This window comes from Rhizobium grahamii CCGE 502 (assembly GCF_000298315.2).
Taxonomy (GTDB): Bacteria; Pseudomonadota; Alphaproteobacteria; order Rhizobiales; family Rhizobiaceae; genus Rhizobium; species Rhizobium grahamii.
In genome coordinates, this window is sequence record NZ_AEYE02000031.1 from 209,932 (window position 1) to 224,866 (window position 14,935).

The window sequence follows — 14,935 nt, forward strand, 5'->3', positions numbered from 1 at the left end:
ATGTGGTGGTAGATCAGGTTCGGGCGGCGACATTACGCCAACATCTCGGCTGGTCAAAGGGCCGGCGCGGAATCCATCACAAAAATTGACTTCAGCAATCAATAAACAAAATAATGCGAGACGGCGTAATTTTCTGTCGCCAGAAACGATTCTGTGGGCAATATTCGGTCGCGATGCGCCGATTTTTTGATTTTACCGTCTTGCGTGGACCATATGTTTCTGGCATAGATCGAGTCAATTAGGACAGGGTTGCTGTCCTATTTGGCCGCGATGGCCGAGGAGATGCCAAAAAACCTTACACTTGTGGGGTTTCACGCTATAGTTCTCCAAAATACGGGCGGATGCCCGTGTGCGGAGGCGGAATGGCAGGCGCAGGAGCGCAACGGCTGCTTTCCCTGGAGAGCCTGCCGCCGGCGACCGGATCTTCGATTAATGCAACAGCGCTGTCACGCGCCGAACCTAGGATCAGGGACGGTGCGGGGCAAAGAGCCGCCGCAGTCCCCGCGGGCTCTGACAGGAGGGAAAGATGACGAAGACGCCATCCACGGGTTTTGACCAGTTCGCAGCAGCAACGACGCGCGCGACGGCCAATGCGCGTAAATTCGCCTCCGGTCTGCCGGCCAAACAGGGCCTCTACGATCCGCGCAACGAGCATGACGCCTGCGGCGTCGGCTTTGTCGCCCACATGAAGGGTCAGAAGTCGCATCAGATCGTCAAGGACGGTCTCTTCATTCTCGAGAACCTGACGCACCGCGGTGCCGTCGGCGCCGATCCGCTGATGGGCGACGGCGCCGGTATTCTCGTGCAGATCCCGGATCGCTTCTTCCGCGAGGAAATGGCCAAGCAGGGCATTACCCTGCCAAAGGCGGGTGAGTATGGCGTCGGTCATATCTTCATGCCGCGCGACGAGAAGCAGATCGAGCATTTCAAGAAGGTGATGCACGACGTCATCGCCGAGGAAGGCCAGGTCCTGCTCGGCTTCCGCGATGTGCCTGTCGACAACTCGTCGCTCTCCAAGGCGCCGGATATCGCGGCGACCGAACCGCATCACTGTCAGATCTTCATTGGCGCCGGCGACAGCGCTGCGACCACCGATGAATTCGAACGCCGGCTGTTCACGCTGCGCAAGGTGATTTCCAACCGCATCTACGACGAGTTCGACGGTGAGGAGAGCCACTTCTACCCGGTATCGCTGTCGTCGGCGACGATCGTGTACAAGGGCATGTTCCTGGCCTATCAGGTTGGTGCCTACTACAAGGACCTGTCGGACCCCCGTTTCGAAAGCGCGGTCGCGCTCGTGCATCAGCGCTTCTCGACCAACACCTTCCCGTCCTGGAAGCTGGCGCATCCTTATCGCATGGTCGCCCACAACGGCGAAATCAACACGCTGCGCTCCAACGTCAACTGGATGGCGGCGCGTCAGGCGTCGGTTTCCTCGCCGCTCTTCGGCGACGACATCTCCAAGCTCTGGCCGATCTCCTATGAAGGGCAGTCGGACACGGCCTGCTTCGACAACGCGCTCGAGTTCCTCGTGCGCGGCGGCTACTCCATGGCGCATGCCGTGATGATGCTGATCCCGGAAGCCTGGGCCGGCAACCAGTCGATGTCGAAGGAGCGCAAGGCGTTCTACGAATACCACGCCGCCCTGATGGAGCCGTGGGACGGCCCGGCGGCTGTTGCCTTCACCGACGGCAAGCAGATCGGTGCGACGCTCGACCGTAACGGCCTGCGTCCTGCCCGCTATCTCGTCACCAAGGATGACCGCGTCATCCTCGCATCGGAGGCCGGCACGCTGCCGGTGCCGGAAGAGGATATCGTCAAGAAGTGGCGCCTGCAGCCGGGCAAGATGCTCTTGATCGACATGGAAAAGGGCAAGATCATCTCCGACGAGGAGCTGAAGACTGAGCTTGCGACCAAGCATCCCTATGGACAGTGGCTCGATCGCACGCAGTTGATCCTGGAAGAGCTGAAGCCGGTGGAGCCGCGTGCGCTGCGCCGCGACGTGTCGCTGCTCAACCGCCAGCAGGCTTTCGGTTACACGACCGAAGACACCAAGATCCTGATGTCGCCGATGGCGACGACGGGTCAGGAAGCTGTCGGCTCGATGGGGACAGACACGCCGATCTCGGCGATGTCGGAAAAGTCGAAGCTGCTCTACACCTATTTCAAGCAGAACTTCGCGCAGGTCACCAACCCGCCGATCGACCCGATCCGCGAAGAGCTCGTCATGAGCCTCGTTTCGTTCATTGGGCCGCGTCCGAACCTTCTCGACCACACCGGCATGGCGAACGCTAAGCGCCTGGAAGTGCGTCAGCCGATCCTGACCAATGGCGATCTCGAAAAGATCCGCTCGATCGGTCACACGGAAGACCGCTTCGACACCAAGACGCTCGACTTCACCTATGACGTCGAGCGTGGCGCCGAAGGTATGCCGGAGATGCTCGATCGTCTCTGCGAGCGCGCGGAAGCGGCGGTCAAGGGCGGCTACAACATCATCGTACTGTCAGACCGCCAGATCGGACCGGATCGCATCGCGATCCCGGCGCTGCTCGCGACCGCTGCCGTGCACCATCACCTGATCCGCAAGGGCCTGCGCACCTCCGTCGGTCTCGTCGTCGAGACCGGCGAGCCGCGCGAAGTGCACCACTTCTGCCTGCTCGCGGGCTATGGCGCCGAAGCGATCAACCCTTACCTTGCCTTCGACACGCTGCTCGACATGCATGCCAAGGGCGAGTTCCCGAAGGAAGTGGACGCCTCTGAAGTCGTCTACCGCTACATCAAGGCGGTTGGTAAGGGCATCCTCAAGGTCATGTCGAAGATGGGCATCTCGACCTATCAGTCCTATTGCGGCGGCCAGATCTTCGATGCGATCGGCCTGCAGCAGGAGCTGGTCGACAAGTACTTCTTCGGTACCGCGACGATGATCGAGGGCGTGGATCTCAAGGCGATCGCCGAAGAGACCGTTGCCCGCCACACGTCGGCCTTCGGTAAGGATCCGCTGCTCGCGACCACGCTCGATATCGGTGGCGAATATGCCTACCGCATGCGCGGCGAAAGCCATGCCTGGACGCCGGATGCGGTGGCGACGCTGCAGCACGCCGTTCGCGGCAACTCCGAGGATCGCTACCGCGAGTTCGCCGAGATGGTGAACGATTCAGCGCTGCGCATGAACACCATTCGCGGTCTGTTCAAGATCAAGAGCGCCGAGCAGATCGGGCGCAAGCCGGTCGCGCTCGATGAGGTTGAGCCTGCGGTCGAGATCGTCAAGCGTTTCTCGACGGGCGCCATGTCCTTCGGCTCGATCAGCCGCGAGGCGCATACGACGCTGGCGATCGCGATGAACAAGATCGGCGGCAAGTCGAACACTGGCGAGGGCGGCGAAGAGAGCGACCGCTACTTCCCGCTGCCGGATGGTTCGGCGAACCCGGAACGCTCGGCGATCAAGCAGATCGCTTCGGGACGCTTCGGTGTGACGACCGAGTATCTCGTCAACGCCGACATGCTGCAGATCAAGGTCGCGCAGGGCGCCAAGCCCGGCGAAGGCGGCCAGCTGCCCGGCCACAAGGTCGATGCGACGGTCGCCAAGACCCGTCACTCGACGCCGGGTGTCGGCCTGATCTCGCCGCCGCCGCACCATGACATCTACTCGATCGAAGATCTGGCGCAGCTGATCTACGACCTGAAGAACGTCAACCCGACGTCCGATGTCTCGGTCAAGCTCGTCTCGGAAGTCGGCGTCGGCACGGTTGCCGCAGGTGTCGCCAAGGCGCGCGCCGACCACATCACGGTCTCCGGCTTCGACGGCGGCACCGGCGCATCGCCGCTGACCTCGCTGAAGCATGCGGGCTCTCCGTGGGAAATCGGCCTCGCCGAAACGCAGCAGACGCTGGTGCTGAACGGCCTTCGTTCGCGCATCGCGCTGCAGGTCGATGGTGGCCTGAAGACCGGCCGCGACGTCATCATCGGTGCGCTTCTTGGTGCGGACGAATTCGGCTTTGCGACGGCTCCTGTCATCGCCGCCGGCTGCATCATGATGCGCAAGTGCCACCTGAACACCTGTCCTGTTGGCGTTGCCACCCAGGATCCGGTCCTGCGCAAGCGCTTCAAGGGTACGCCGGAGCACGTCATCAACTACTTCTTCTTCGTCGCCAACGAAGTGCGCGAGATCCTGGCATCGCTTGGCTTCACCAAGTTCGATGAGATCATCGGGGCTTCCGAGCTGCTCGAGAAGGACGAGATGCTGGCGCACTGGAAGTCCAAGGGGCTCGACTTCAGCCGCATCTTCCACAAGGTCGAGGCGCCAAAGGAAGCCACCTATTGGACGATGCGCCAGAAGCACCCGATCGACGACATTCTCGATCGCAAGCTGATCGCGGAAGCCGAGCCGGCACTTGCTTCGAAGACGCCTGTGTCCTTCGAAGTCGATATCAAGAACGTCGACCGTTCGGCGGGCGCGATGCTGTCGGGTGAAGTCGCCAAGCGCTATAACCACCGTGGCCTGAAGGAAGACACGATCAACGTGACGCTCAAGGGCACGGCCGGCCAGTCGTTCGGCGCCTTCCTGGCACGCGGCATCACCTTCAACCTGATCGGCGACGGCAACGACTATGTCGGCAAGGGCCTTTCGGGCGGCAAGATCATCGTGCGTCCGCCGGAGAACTCGAAGATCGTGGCGGAAGAGTCGATCATCGTCGGCAACACCGTTCTTTACGGCGCGACCGAAGGCGAGTGCTACTTCCGGGGTGTCGCGGGGGAACGCTTCGCGGTCCGCAACTCGGGTGCGATTGCCATTGTCGAGGGCGTGGGCGACCACGGCTGCGAATACATGACGGGTGGTGTCGTTGTCGTTCTCGGCCAAACGGGTCGTAACTTCGCGGCCGGTATGTCCGGTGGCGTGGCCTACGTGCTTGATGAGGCCGGCGATTTCGCCAAGCGCTGCAACATGGCGATGGTCGAGCTCGAGCCGGTCCCTGAGGAAGACGACATGCTCGAGAAGCTGCATCATCACGGCGGCGACCTCATGCACAAGGGACGCGTCGACGTCTCCGGTGACATGACGCGCCACGACGAGGAGCGTCTCTACCAGTTGATCTCCAACCATCTGCACTACACGGGCTCCACCCGCGCCATGCAGATCCTGGACAACTGGGTCGACTACCGTCCGAAGTTCCGCAAGGTCATGCCGGTCGAGTACCGCCGTGCCCTGGAAGAGATGGAACGCGCCCGCATGGGAATTGCGGCGGAGTAATGCTCTTGAATCGCTAGGTCTACAGCTGCTCAGACGAGGGGCACAGAGATACCGGAAAGGACGCTGATGAAGAATCGATGGTCACTATTCCACCTCTTTATATCTCTGTGCCTCGCCGTCGCAGTTTTCGCCGGGACTTCATATCTCAGCGGTGACCTGAAAACGGAATTTATAGCCCTGGGTGCGGTCATGGGACTCGCCTACTGGTACTGGGGACCTCTGGGTCTTGGGCTTTGAGATGATGAGGGACGAAAATATGGGTAAGGTCACAGGGTTTCTGGAAATCGACCGGCAGGTAGCAAAGTATCAGCCTGCCTCGGATCGCATCCGGCATTTCCGCGAATTCACGATCCCGATGTCGGACCAGGAAGTGCAGAAACAGGCCGCGCGCTGCATGGACTGTGGCATCCCGTATTGCCACGGCCCAACCGGTTGTCCGGTGCATAACCAGATTCCTGATTGGAACGACCTCGTCTACAACAACAACTGGGAAGCGGCGATCCAGAACCTGCATTCCACGAACAACTTCCCGGAGTTCACCGGCCGCGTCTGCCCGGCGCCTTGCGAGGAAGCCTGCACGCTGAACCTCGAAGATACGCCGGTTGCGATCAAGACCGTCGAGCAGGCGATTGCCGACAAGGCCTATGAACTCGGCTTCATCCGGCCGCAGCCGGCCACGGTTCACACCGGCAAGAAGGTCGCGATCATTGGTTCCGGCCCGGCCGGCATGGCGGCTGCCCAGCAACTCGGTCGTGCGGGTCACGAGGTTCATGTCTACGAGCGCGAAAGCAAGGCGGGCGGCCTGCTGCGCTACGGTATCCCTGACTTCAAGATGGAAAAGAACTTCATCGATCGCCGCGTCGAGCAGATGAAGGGCGAAGGCGTCACCTTCCACTGTGGCGTCAATGTCGGCGTCGACGTGAAGGTCGAGCAGCTGCTCGCCGACCACGACGCGGTGCTCTATTGCGGTGGTTCGGAAACGCCGCGCGAAGCTGGCATTCCGGGCATCGAGTTTTCCGGTGTCCACGATGCGATGCCGTACCTCGTACAGCAGAACAAGCGCGTCGGTCGGGAAAATATCGACAGCGTCGGCTGGGCGTCCGATCCGATCCTGGCAGGCGCCAAGCATGTCGTCGTCGTCGGCGGCGGTGATACCGCGTCGGACTGCGTCGGCACGGCGTTCCGTCAGGGTGCAGTGAAGGTCACGCAGCTCGACATCCGCCCGCAGCCGCCGGAGAAGGAAGACAAGCTCGCTGTCTGGCCGTTCTGGGCAACCAAGATGCGCACCTCCTCGTCACAGGCCGAAGGCGCCATCCGCGAGTTCCAGGTCGCAACGCTTGAGTTCGTCGGCGAAGATGGCGTTCTGACCGGCGTCAAGTGCTGCGAAGTCGATGAGCGCCGCAAGCCGATCGCTGGCACGGAGTTCATCATCAAGGCCGATCTCGCCTTCATCGCGATCGGTTTCAGCGGCCCGTTCAAGGACAGCGTCCTGAAGGAACTGGACGGCAAGCTGACGCTCAACACCGACCGTCGCGGCTCGACCAACGTCGTTGCCAACGATAAGGACTACAAGACCTCGGTCGACAAGTTCTGGACGGCGGGCGACGTGCGCCGCGGCCAGTCGCTGGTGGTCTGGGCGATTCGCGAGGGCCGCCAGGCAGCCCGCGCCATCGACGAAGCCCTGATGGGCTCGACGGTTCTGCCGCGGTAAACGACATAGTTGATGGTTGGATTTAGGGCCGCTTTGAGCGGCCCTTTTTCGTCGCATCCGGACCCGGATTCAGCCGGCGCTTCCGCTGCATGAGGCGGCCGGACTATTTAATGGTGACCTGAGCCGTGGGCTTCATTGGCGCCATGCGGTAGTCATCAACGCGGCCGGCGGGAGGAGCCGCCATCTCGCCGTCCTGAACCAGCAGATCGCGTGGTGACTTGGTGGCGCTGACCGGGAAGGCCCTGCCGCCAAGAAGTTCCGCGCCGCCGTCGAGGTTGGGGTCAGAGAGGCTGATCGGTTCGGTGCGGCCGGGCATCGCCACGGCGTCGATCGCCGGTGTGTTGCCGGTGTCGAGGCGAACGAGGTCCGGGCTTGCCTGTACGCCGAGTATGCGGCGCACGGGCTTTTCGACATAGAAAGCAAGCTTGCGCCGGCCGGCTTCGGTGAGGTTGATGCCATCCGACGTGCGCAGTCGCACCTGCTGGCCGTTGATGTCAGAGCCGGTGACGATAAACTCGCCGCCTTCGCTGACGAAACCGTCCCAGATATCGACAAACTCACCGCCGACGCCCTCCATCTGTTTGCGGAACAGCTGGTTCAACTGCACGGCATCCGCGGTCATCGCAGGCGAATCGAAGGCCGGCAGGCCGACCCAGAGCAATGGGATCTTGCGGCTGGTGACCTGCTGGCCAAAGGCTACAACGCGGCGCTGATATTCGGCATACCAACCATCGGTCCTGAACTTCTCCTTGCCGATATCGGTCACCATCTGCTGACGGTCATTCGCGCCGAGCATGACGATGACCATGGCGGGCTTTGCCTCGTCCATGAACTTTGTCAGCTGCTGCGGCCAGTCATAATAGTCGTCTCGGACCAGACCAGAGGCGACGTTGCTGTGTGTCTCGACGACGACGCCCGGAGAATCCCTGAAAGCGGCGTCCATGCCGACACCGAGACCGCCAGCGAGAAAATCGCCGACGACGAGAATCTTCTGGGCGTTGGCAAGCTTCTCGACGACCTTTTCCTCAACGACGGCGGGAGCGGCGGGACGGGGAGCAGCCGCCGCTTTCGGCGCCACGGCCTTTTTCCTCGGCGCAGGCTGTCGCTGTGGCGCGTTCTGAGACGGCGCCTGCTGCGGCGGATACTCCTGGATGTAGCGGCGGCCGAAGAAGAAATCGAGGATGGAGCGGCGATAGTAATAGCGCTCCTGGGCATCGGCGATATGCACCGGGAGGGCGCTGAAGAAAACCACCAGCGTCGCAGTGCCGATCGCACCCCAGCGGAGCGTTACCCGGTTTACTCGTTTACGCATAATCAGCAGCCTCGCATCTGCCGGTATTCTGGCATGGAGCGGGAACTCGCGTCCACACCCCAAAATGCATGTTGCCGACTATTCCGTCTATTTGCGAAGCGCGTTGAGCAGCGGCAGCGATGGCTCGCCATCCTGCTGCATTCCGATTCGTGCCTGAACCGCCGCAATTGCCGCCTTGGAACCGCTGCCGAAGTTCCCGTCGACCTCGCCGTCGTAATAGCCAAGCGTTTTCAGGCGCGTCTGCAATTCGAACTTCTGCTTCATATCAAGCGTACCGTCCGGTCGTGGCCAGGGCTGCTTCATGCCGCCGTAGCCGGCGATCTCATCAGCCAGCAGTCCGACCGCGATAGCGTAGCTGTCCGAGGCGTTATAGTTCTTGATGGTGAAGAAGTTGGCTGTCATCAGGAAGCCCGGGCCGTTTGGTCCGGCAGGCATTTTTAGCACGGCGTTGCTGCCGCCGTCACGGAAGCTCTTGCCGTTCGGGCGGGTCAGGCCAAGGGAGGCCCACTGCGCCAGCGTGTGGGTCTTGCCGGCCTGCTTGCGCGCAGCGGCAGGCACGACGACCTCATATCCCCAGGTCTTGCCCGCATCCCAGCCGTTCTTCATCAGCAGGTTGGCGGACGTCGCCAGGGCATCCGGCACGGAGTTCCAGATATCGCGGTGACCGTTGCCGTCCGCATCGACCGCGTATAGCAGGTAGCTCGTCGGAATGAACTGTGTGTGGCCCATCGCACCCGCCCAGGAACCGGTCATGCCATCCGGCGAGATATCGCCGTTCTGCAGAATCTTCAGCGCTGCGATCAGCTGCTTCTTGGCGAATTTCGCCCGCCGTTCGTCGGCGTAGGCAAGTGTCGCCAGCGCCCGCGGCACATAGTGCAGGCGGTCATCCTTGTCGAGAACCGCACCGTAGTTGGATTCCATCGACCAAATTGCGAGGAGAATCGTCTTGTCGACGCCGAACTGGCGCTGAATTGAATTCAATGTCGAGGCGTATTTGACCGCCATCTGGCGGCCGATCTGCACCGTGTACGGATTTACACGGGAATCGACATAGTCCCAGATTTTCGTCGTGAATTCAGGCTGATAGGCCGCCTTTTCAAGGACCGTCGGGTCCGGATCGCTGACGCCTGCGAAGGCTTTGCGATAGGTTGCCTTGCTGATGCCATTTTGAGCGGCAGTTTGATAGAAGTCCGCGATCCACTTCTGGAACCGCTGATCGGCTTTCGCGTTGAGCGGAGCCAGACTGGCGGACGCGGTCACGATGAGTGCGAGAGCAAGACCACGAAGGGAGTTTCTGTGATTTTGAGTCATCGGCGGTCATCCGTCCTTTCGTTTCAGGCACAGCAGAGCGCGAGGTTCCGCTCAGGCCTGAGACTACCTGAACGAAGTCAACAAATTCTTTACCATGACCTAGGAACGCAGTCACCATTTGCAAAACCGTAGCAAATCTCATCTAGTTCAATCAAAATTGCCTTTTATTTCAAGCGATGAAATCATCGCAGGAGGATTGTGTGGCAGAGCATAAAAAAGTTCGCAAAGCTGTATTTCCGGTTGCGGGTCTCGGGACTCGCTTTCTCCCGGCCACGAAAGCCGTGCCGAAGGAAATGCTGACTGTCGTCGACAAACCGATTATTCAGTATGTGGTCGACGAAGCACTGGAAGCGGGCATCGAGCATTTCGTTTTCGTCACCGGCCGTAACAAGCACATCATCGAAGATTACTTCGATATCCATTTCGAACTCGAGCAGACCCTGCGCGAGCGCAGCAAGCAGGCGGAAATGACGCTGCTTGCCGGCCAGCTTCCCAAGGCTGGTACGGTCAGCTTCACCCGCCAGCAGGAGCCGCTTGGTCTCGGCCATGCCGTCTGGTGCGCCCGCGAGATCGTCGGCAATGAGCCGTTCGCGCTGCTGTTGCCCGACATGATCATGAAGAGCGAAGGCAAGGGCTGCATGAAGGGCATGATCGATCTCTATGCCCAGAGCGGCGGCAACATCATCGCCGTCGAGGAATGCGCCCCCGATCAGGCTCACAAGTACGGTATCGTCGGTGTCGGCGACGCGGTCGGCGAGGGCTTCCGCATCACCAGCATGGTCGAGAAGCCGGCCAAGGGCACCGCTCCGTCGAACTACTTCATCAACGGTCGCTACATCCTGCAGCCTGAGGTGTTCAAGATCCTAGAAACCCAGGAACGCGGCGCCGGCAACGAAATCCAGCTCACCGACGGCATGCTGAAGTTGCTCAAGGATCAGACCTTCGCGGGCTATCACTTCCGCGGCACGACTTACGACTGCGGCGCCAAGGACGGCTTCATCCTCGCCAACGTGGCCTTCGCGCTGGAACGTGCGGATATTCGCCCGACGGTCGAAAGCGGCTTCAAGGAACTGCTGAAGGGCCTCTGAAGCAGGGCCGCCGACTGAACGAACTGGATCCGCCTCCAAGCCTCCCACTTGGAGGCGGATTTCGTTTCAGCGCTTGAGTTTAAGGCCGACTCCGGCCCGCCACTGCTCGGAGTCGCTGCTCGTCTTGCGTGACGTCAGCTCGTAGCCGATGGTGCTGGTCAGATCGAGATATCGGTTGATGTTCCAGGTCAGGCCGGCACTCGTGGTGTAGACGGTTTCATCACTGGTCGGGCTGTCCGAAGGATAGTCGCGATAGGTAATGCCGCCAAGCACGGTGCCCGTCAGATTGTCTCGTAGCTGATGCGTGATGCCCGTCGTCAAGGCATGGGATACGTAGCCGGATTCTCCTGATGTCGTCGACGGGTTGATGCTGGTCAGCAGGCCGATGTTAACGTCGGTACCCCTCAGCGGCGACCACAGCAGTTGAGCGTCCACGACGGCTGTATCGATGTCCGAGAGGCGGTCGTCGTCGAAGGTCGCAGTCTCGTAGCCGACCCCAACCTCGCCGCGAAGTTTTTCGCCCATGTCGAGCTCGACACCGACCTTGGCGCCATAGCTGTCCCCCGAACGGCGGAAGCCGGCGGAGTCAACACTCTGGTCATAGACCGTCTTGCCGACATTGGCCTCGACAAACGGGATCAAGGCCGGGGACAGCTCATAGCCGATACGGCCGCGGATCGTGCCGCTGGTCTCGTTGCGGTCGCTCAGGGAAACCGTGGTGCCGTCCGCCAAGGTGGCGTCGGAGTAAATCGTGCGGACCAGATCGATGCCGGTGCTGCCACGCAGGATGCCGAAGTCGCGCTCGATCGATGCGCCGGTGCTGAATTCCTGGACATCCGATTGCTGGTCCGCATTCTGGATGGCATTCGGATCATCAGTGTCTTCGCGGTAGAAATGGTAGCCGCCGATGATATGCGCGGTCGTATCCTCGGGAAGATCGAGCCGCAAGTCGCCATCGATCCTGAAATCCGGCTGTTCCTCGCCTTCGCCGCTGACGTTCTTTTGCCAGGCGCCGTCGGTGGTCACCGAAAGCTGGTGCAACGCCCAGTCTGACGTCAGCGTCGCGTGCATGTCTGTTTCGAGGAACGCACGCGTCTGCTTGGTGCCGGCGTCTTTCTGTGTCTCGGCGTTGATGCTCTGGGTAACGGTCGGACGCAGAACGAAGGTGCCGATATGGATGCCGGGCGTTTCCTCGGTTGCCGGGTTGGGTTCCGGTTTGCGGCTTGGCAGCCGCTCGTCGAGCGGCGCCTCGCGCGTGTTCAGGCGTATCATGTCCTCGTCGAGAATTGCGCCGGTGGTTTCATCGCTCGGCTTCTGATCGCCAGCAGCAATGGGGGCGGCGTTTGCGCCTGATGTCGGACTCTCGGCTGCCGTCGGGATGGCGGTCGGTCCTTCAGGGATATCGCTTTCATCTTCCGCCGCCGCAGTAACCGGTGCATTGGACGAGCGTATCGCGCTGTTGGAGACCGGCGTCGACTGGGCAAATGCGGATTGGGACGCGAAGATGGCGCCAACAGTCAGAGCTATGGATATGGCAAAGCCCGCCGCGCGGAGCGGCGTGAGACTGCTCGTATCCTTCCAATGGCCCATATCTATCCTGGCATGCTTCGAAGCGTTACCCGAACGTAAAGGCTTGTGGTTAACCATTCGTTGCGCCGGTATGCCCTGCGGATCAGCCAATGGACTCAGCCGGTGAAAACCGCTAACGCAGTGCCATGACCAAAAGAGCGATAAATGTCATCGAAAACGGTGTCCTGGAGTCCGCCAGACGGACGATCGATACCGAGAGGCGGGCGCTTGAAGCATTGGAGCGCGCATTTGACGACGCCCTTGCAGACTCCTTCATGCGCGCAGTCGAGACGATCACCGGGATCGCCGGTCGCGTCATCGTTACCGGCGTCGGCAAAAGCGGCCACATCGGCGTGAAGATCGCGGCGACGCTGGCGTCAACAGGCACGCCCGCGTTCTTCGTTCACGCTGCAGAGGCCAATCACGGCGATCTCGGCATGATCGGCACGACTGATGTCGTGCTTGCCCTCTCCAAGGGCGGAGAGAGCGCTGAGCTTCGCAGCATCATCGCCTATACGCGCCGGTTTTCGATTCCGCTGATTGCCGTCACTTGCTCTGAGAAATCGTCGCTCGCCGCCGCCTCGGACATCATTCTTTTGATGCCGAACGAAGAGGAAGCCTGCCCGCATGGTCTTGCGCCGACGACGTCGACGCTGATGCAGCTTGCCATGGGTGATGCGCTTGCCATTGCATTGCTCGAGGCACGGGGCTTCACGGCGCGCGATTTCCATGTGTTCCATCCGGGCGGAAAACTCGGCGCGAGCCTCAGCCATGTCGCTGATATCATGCACACGGGCGATCGTGTCCCGCTGGTGGCGAAGGGAACGCCGGTGCCGGTGGCGATCTCGACGTTGTCTCGCAAGCATTTCGGCTGCGTAGGCATTCTCGACGAAAACGAGCGCCTTTGCGGCATCATCACGGAAGGCGATCTGGCGCGTAATCTGACGCGCAACCTCTCCGAACTGGTGGTCGATGACATCATGACGCGGACGCCGAAGACAGTGAAGGCGACCGTGCTGGCGACGGCTGCTCTTGCAATGCTGAACCAGCACAGCATCGGTGCCCTGATCGTCGTCGATGATGACAATCGCCCGATCGGGCTCGTGCACTTCCACGATCTGCTGCGGATCGGCGTGGCCTGATCAGGCCGGCTCCACGGTCAGATCGCGGCCGCTGCTTGCCACGACCTTTACCCTGGTGCCGATCGGCAGATCGGGGCCGTTGACGCGCCAGACTGTATCGTCAAGGCGAATACGTCCGCGCCCCTCGAGAATTGGCTCTGCCAAGGTCGCCGTGCGCCCGACGAGGCTTTCTGCCCGCTGATTGAGGAAAGGCTGGTCGGTCTCGCCATGCTGGAGGGTCAGCTTGCGACCAATGACGGTTGCTGCGACGGCAAGGGCCGCAAACAGGATGGCCTGCACCTGCCAGAACCAGAAGCTGTTATCCCAGAACAGCAGCGACAGTATGCCGACGATCAAAGCGGCAAGGCCGATCCAGACAAGGAAGAAGCCCGGCGCGACCAGTTCTGCGGCCAACAGGATCAGGCCGGCGATCCACCAACTCCAGGGTCCGAGCTCCGCGACAAGGGCGGCGATCATGGCTCAACGCTCCGTTGGCGGGTTGAAAGGGTTGACGGCCGGAGCAGTACGCGGCGTTGACTGCGCGCGCGGCGCAGGCGGCGGGGTCGGGTTATCGCCGAAGACCTCCTTGGCAATCGCGCCGATACCGCCAAGCGATCCGATGAGGGAAGAAGCCTCCATCGGCATCAGCACCACCTTGGAATTGCCAGCGGTGCCGATCGAGGCCAGCGCTTCGGTGTATTTCTGAGCTACGAAGTAGTTGATTGCCTGAACGTTGCCCGACGCAATCGCTTCGGACACCATCTTCGTTGCCTTGGCTTCAGCCTCGGCCAGACGTTCTCGCGCCTCGGCGTTGCGGAAGGCTGCTTCGCGCTGGCCCTCGGCCTGCAAAATAGCGGACTGCTTGGCGCCTTCGGCCCGCAGGATCTGGGAGTTGCGGGAGCCTTCCGCTTCGAGAACCTGAGCACGTTTCTCGCGTTCGGCCTTCATCTGCCGCGCCATCGCGTCGACGAGGTCGCGCGGCGGCTGGATGTCCTTGATCTCGACGCGCGTCACCTTGATGCCCCAAGGCTGCACCGCATCGTCGACGACGCGCAACAGCCGGTCGTTGATTGCGTCACGGTTCGACAGCAACTCATCGAGATCCATGGAACCCATGACCGTGCGGATGTTGGTCATCGTCAGGTTCAGAATGGCATTCTCGAGGTGCGCGACCTGATAGGCCGCCTCGGCAGCGTTGAGGACCTGGAAGAAGGCGACAGCGTCGGTTGAGATGGAGGCGTTGTCCTTGGTGATGACCTCCTGCGTCGGCACATTGAGAACCTGCTCCATGACGTTCATGCGGGCGCCCACGCGCTCGATGAATGGGGTGATCAGATTGAGGCCCGGCTCGAGGGTTCGGGTGTAACGACCGAAGCGCTCGATCGTGTAGCGGTAGCCCTGCGGTACCGTCTTGATCCCGGCAAACAGCACGAGAATGACAAAGACTACGAGTGCAATGACGACGATATCGAAGCCGCCCAGAACCATAAAACTCCCCCGCGATAGAATCGACTGACGCAACCTTAAACGAGCCGACCTCAAACGCCAGTATCCTTGGGCCGGCAACGGCATTTA

The 14,935-nt window shown here is 61.2% G+C and carries 9 protein-coding genes; 4 read left to right on the forward strand and 5 right to left on the reverse strand.

The annotated features are described in order from the left end of the window. Positions 1-526 precede the first annotated feature (526 nt). Both gltB and RGCCGE502_RS25565 read left to right on the forward strand, forming a co-directional pair. The gene (gene gltB, locus RGCCGE502_RS25560; RefSeq protein WP_016557103.1) at positions 527-5,248 is read left to right on the forward strand and encodes a glutamate synthase large subunit; all 4,722 of its coding nucleotides are present in this window, start codon (positions 527-529) and stop codon (positions 5,246-5,248) included. A 256-nt stretch (positions 5,249-5,504) separates the two neighbouring features. Beyond that, on the forward strand, positions 5,505-6,959 hold the full coding sequence (locus RGCCGE502_RS25565; protein WP_016557105.1) for a glutamate synthase subunit beta: 1,455 nt from the start codon (positions 5,505-5,507) through the stop codon (positions 6,957-6,959). 103 nt (positions 6,960-7,062) lie between these two features. On the opposite strand, the gene RGCCGE502_RS25570 is transcribed toward RGCCGE502_RS25565, so the two are convergent. Beyond that, positions 7,063-8,271, reverse strand: a complete 1,209-nt coding sequence (locus RGCCGE502_RS25570) for an SGNH/GDSL hydrolase family protein (protein WP_016557106.1) — start codon at positions 8,269-8,271, stop codon at positions 7,063-7,065. An 87-nt stretch (positions 8,272-8,358) separates the two neighbouring features. Then, a complete protein-coding gene (locus RGCCGE502_RS25575) occupies positions 8,359-9,582 on the reverse strand; it encodes a lytic murein transglycosylase (protein WP_016557107.1) in 1,224 nt (407 codons plus the stop codon). A 200-nt stretch (positions 9,583-9,782) separates the two neighbouring features. On the opposite strand from RGCCGE502_RS25575, the gene galU reads away from it, so the two are divergent. Continuing rightward, on the forward strand, positions 9,783-10,670 hold the full coding sequence (galU, locus tag RGCCGE502_RS25580) for a UTP--glucose-1-phosphate uridylyltransferase GalU (RefSeq protein ID WP_016557108.1): 888 nt from the start codon (positions 9,783-9,785) through the stop codon (positions 10,668-10,670). A 66-nt stretch (positions 10,671-10,736) separates the two neighbouring features. Here galU and RGCCGE502_RS25585 read toward each other — a convergent pair whose 3' ends face one another. Continuing rightward, positions 10,737-12,260 carry an outer membrane beta-barrel protein gene (locus tag RGCCGE502_RS25585; RefSeq protein WP_016557109.1) on the reverse strand — a complete coding sequence of 508 codons (1,524 nt, stop codon included), beginning with the start codon at positions 12,258-12,260 and terminating at the stop codon, positions 10,737-10,739. 125 nt (positions 12,261-12,385) lie between these two features. Between RGCCGE502_RS25585 and RGCCGE502_RS25590 the strand changes: the two genes are divergently transcribed. Then, positions 12,386-13,381: a KpsF/GutQ family sugar-phosphate isomerase gene (locus RGCCGE502_RS25590; RefSeq protein ID WP_016557110.1), complete on the forward strand. Its 996-nt coding sequence runs from the start codon at positions 12,386-12,388 to the stop codon at positions 13,379-13,381. Here RGCCGE502_RS25590 and RGCCGE502_RS25595 read toward each other — a convergent pair whose 3' ends face one another. Continuing rightward, complete coding sequence (locus RGCCGE502_RS25595; RefSeq protein ID WP_016557111.1) at positions 13,382-13,837, reverse strand: NfeD family protein; 456 nt, start codon at positions 13,835-13,837, stop codon at positions 13,382-13,384. A 3-nt stretch (positions 13,838-13,840) separates the two neighbouring features. Beyond that, a complete protein-coding gene (locus RGCCGE502_RS25600) occupies positions 13,841-14,848 on the reverse strand; it encodes an SPFH domain-containing protein (protein WP_016557112.1) in 1,008 nt (335 codons plus the stop codon). Positions 14,849-14,935: the final 87 nt, after the last annotated feature.

Coding starts and splice junctions, on each gene's coding strand:
- gltB (WP_016557103.1), top strand. CDS start 527: ATGACGAAGACGCCATCCACGGGTTTTGACCAGTTCGCAGCAGCAACG.
- RGCCGE502_RS25565 (WP_016557105.1), top strand. CDS start 5,505: ATGGGTAAGGTCACAGGGTTTCTGGAAATCGACCGGCAGGTAGCAAAG.
- RGCCGE502_RS25570 (WP_016557106.1), bottom strand. CDS start 8,271: ATGCGTAAACGAGTAAACCGGGTAACGCTCCGCTGGGGTGCGATCGGC.
- RGCCGE502_RS25575 (WP_016557107.1), bottom strand. CDS start 9,582: ATGACTCAAAATCACAGAAACTCCCTTCGTGGTCTTGCTCTCGCACTC.
- RGCCGE502_RS25585 (WP_016557109.1), bottom strand. CDS start 12,260: ATGGGCCATTGGAAGGATACGAGCAGTCTCACGCCGCTCCGCGCGGCG.
- RGCCGE502_RS25590 (WP_016557110.1), top strand. CDS start 12,386: ATGACCAAAAGAGCGATAAATGTCATCGAAAACGGTGTCCTGGAGTCC.
- RGCCGE502_RS25595 (WP_016557111.1), bottom strand. CDS start 13,837: ATGATCGCCGCCCTTGTCGCGGAGCTCGGACCCTGGAGTTGGTGGATC.
- RGCCGE502_RS25600 (WP_016557112.1), bottom strand. CDS start 14,848: ATGGTTCTGGGCGGCTTCGATATCGTCGTCATTGCACTCGTAGTCTTT.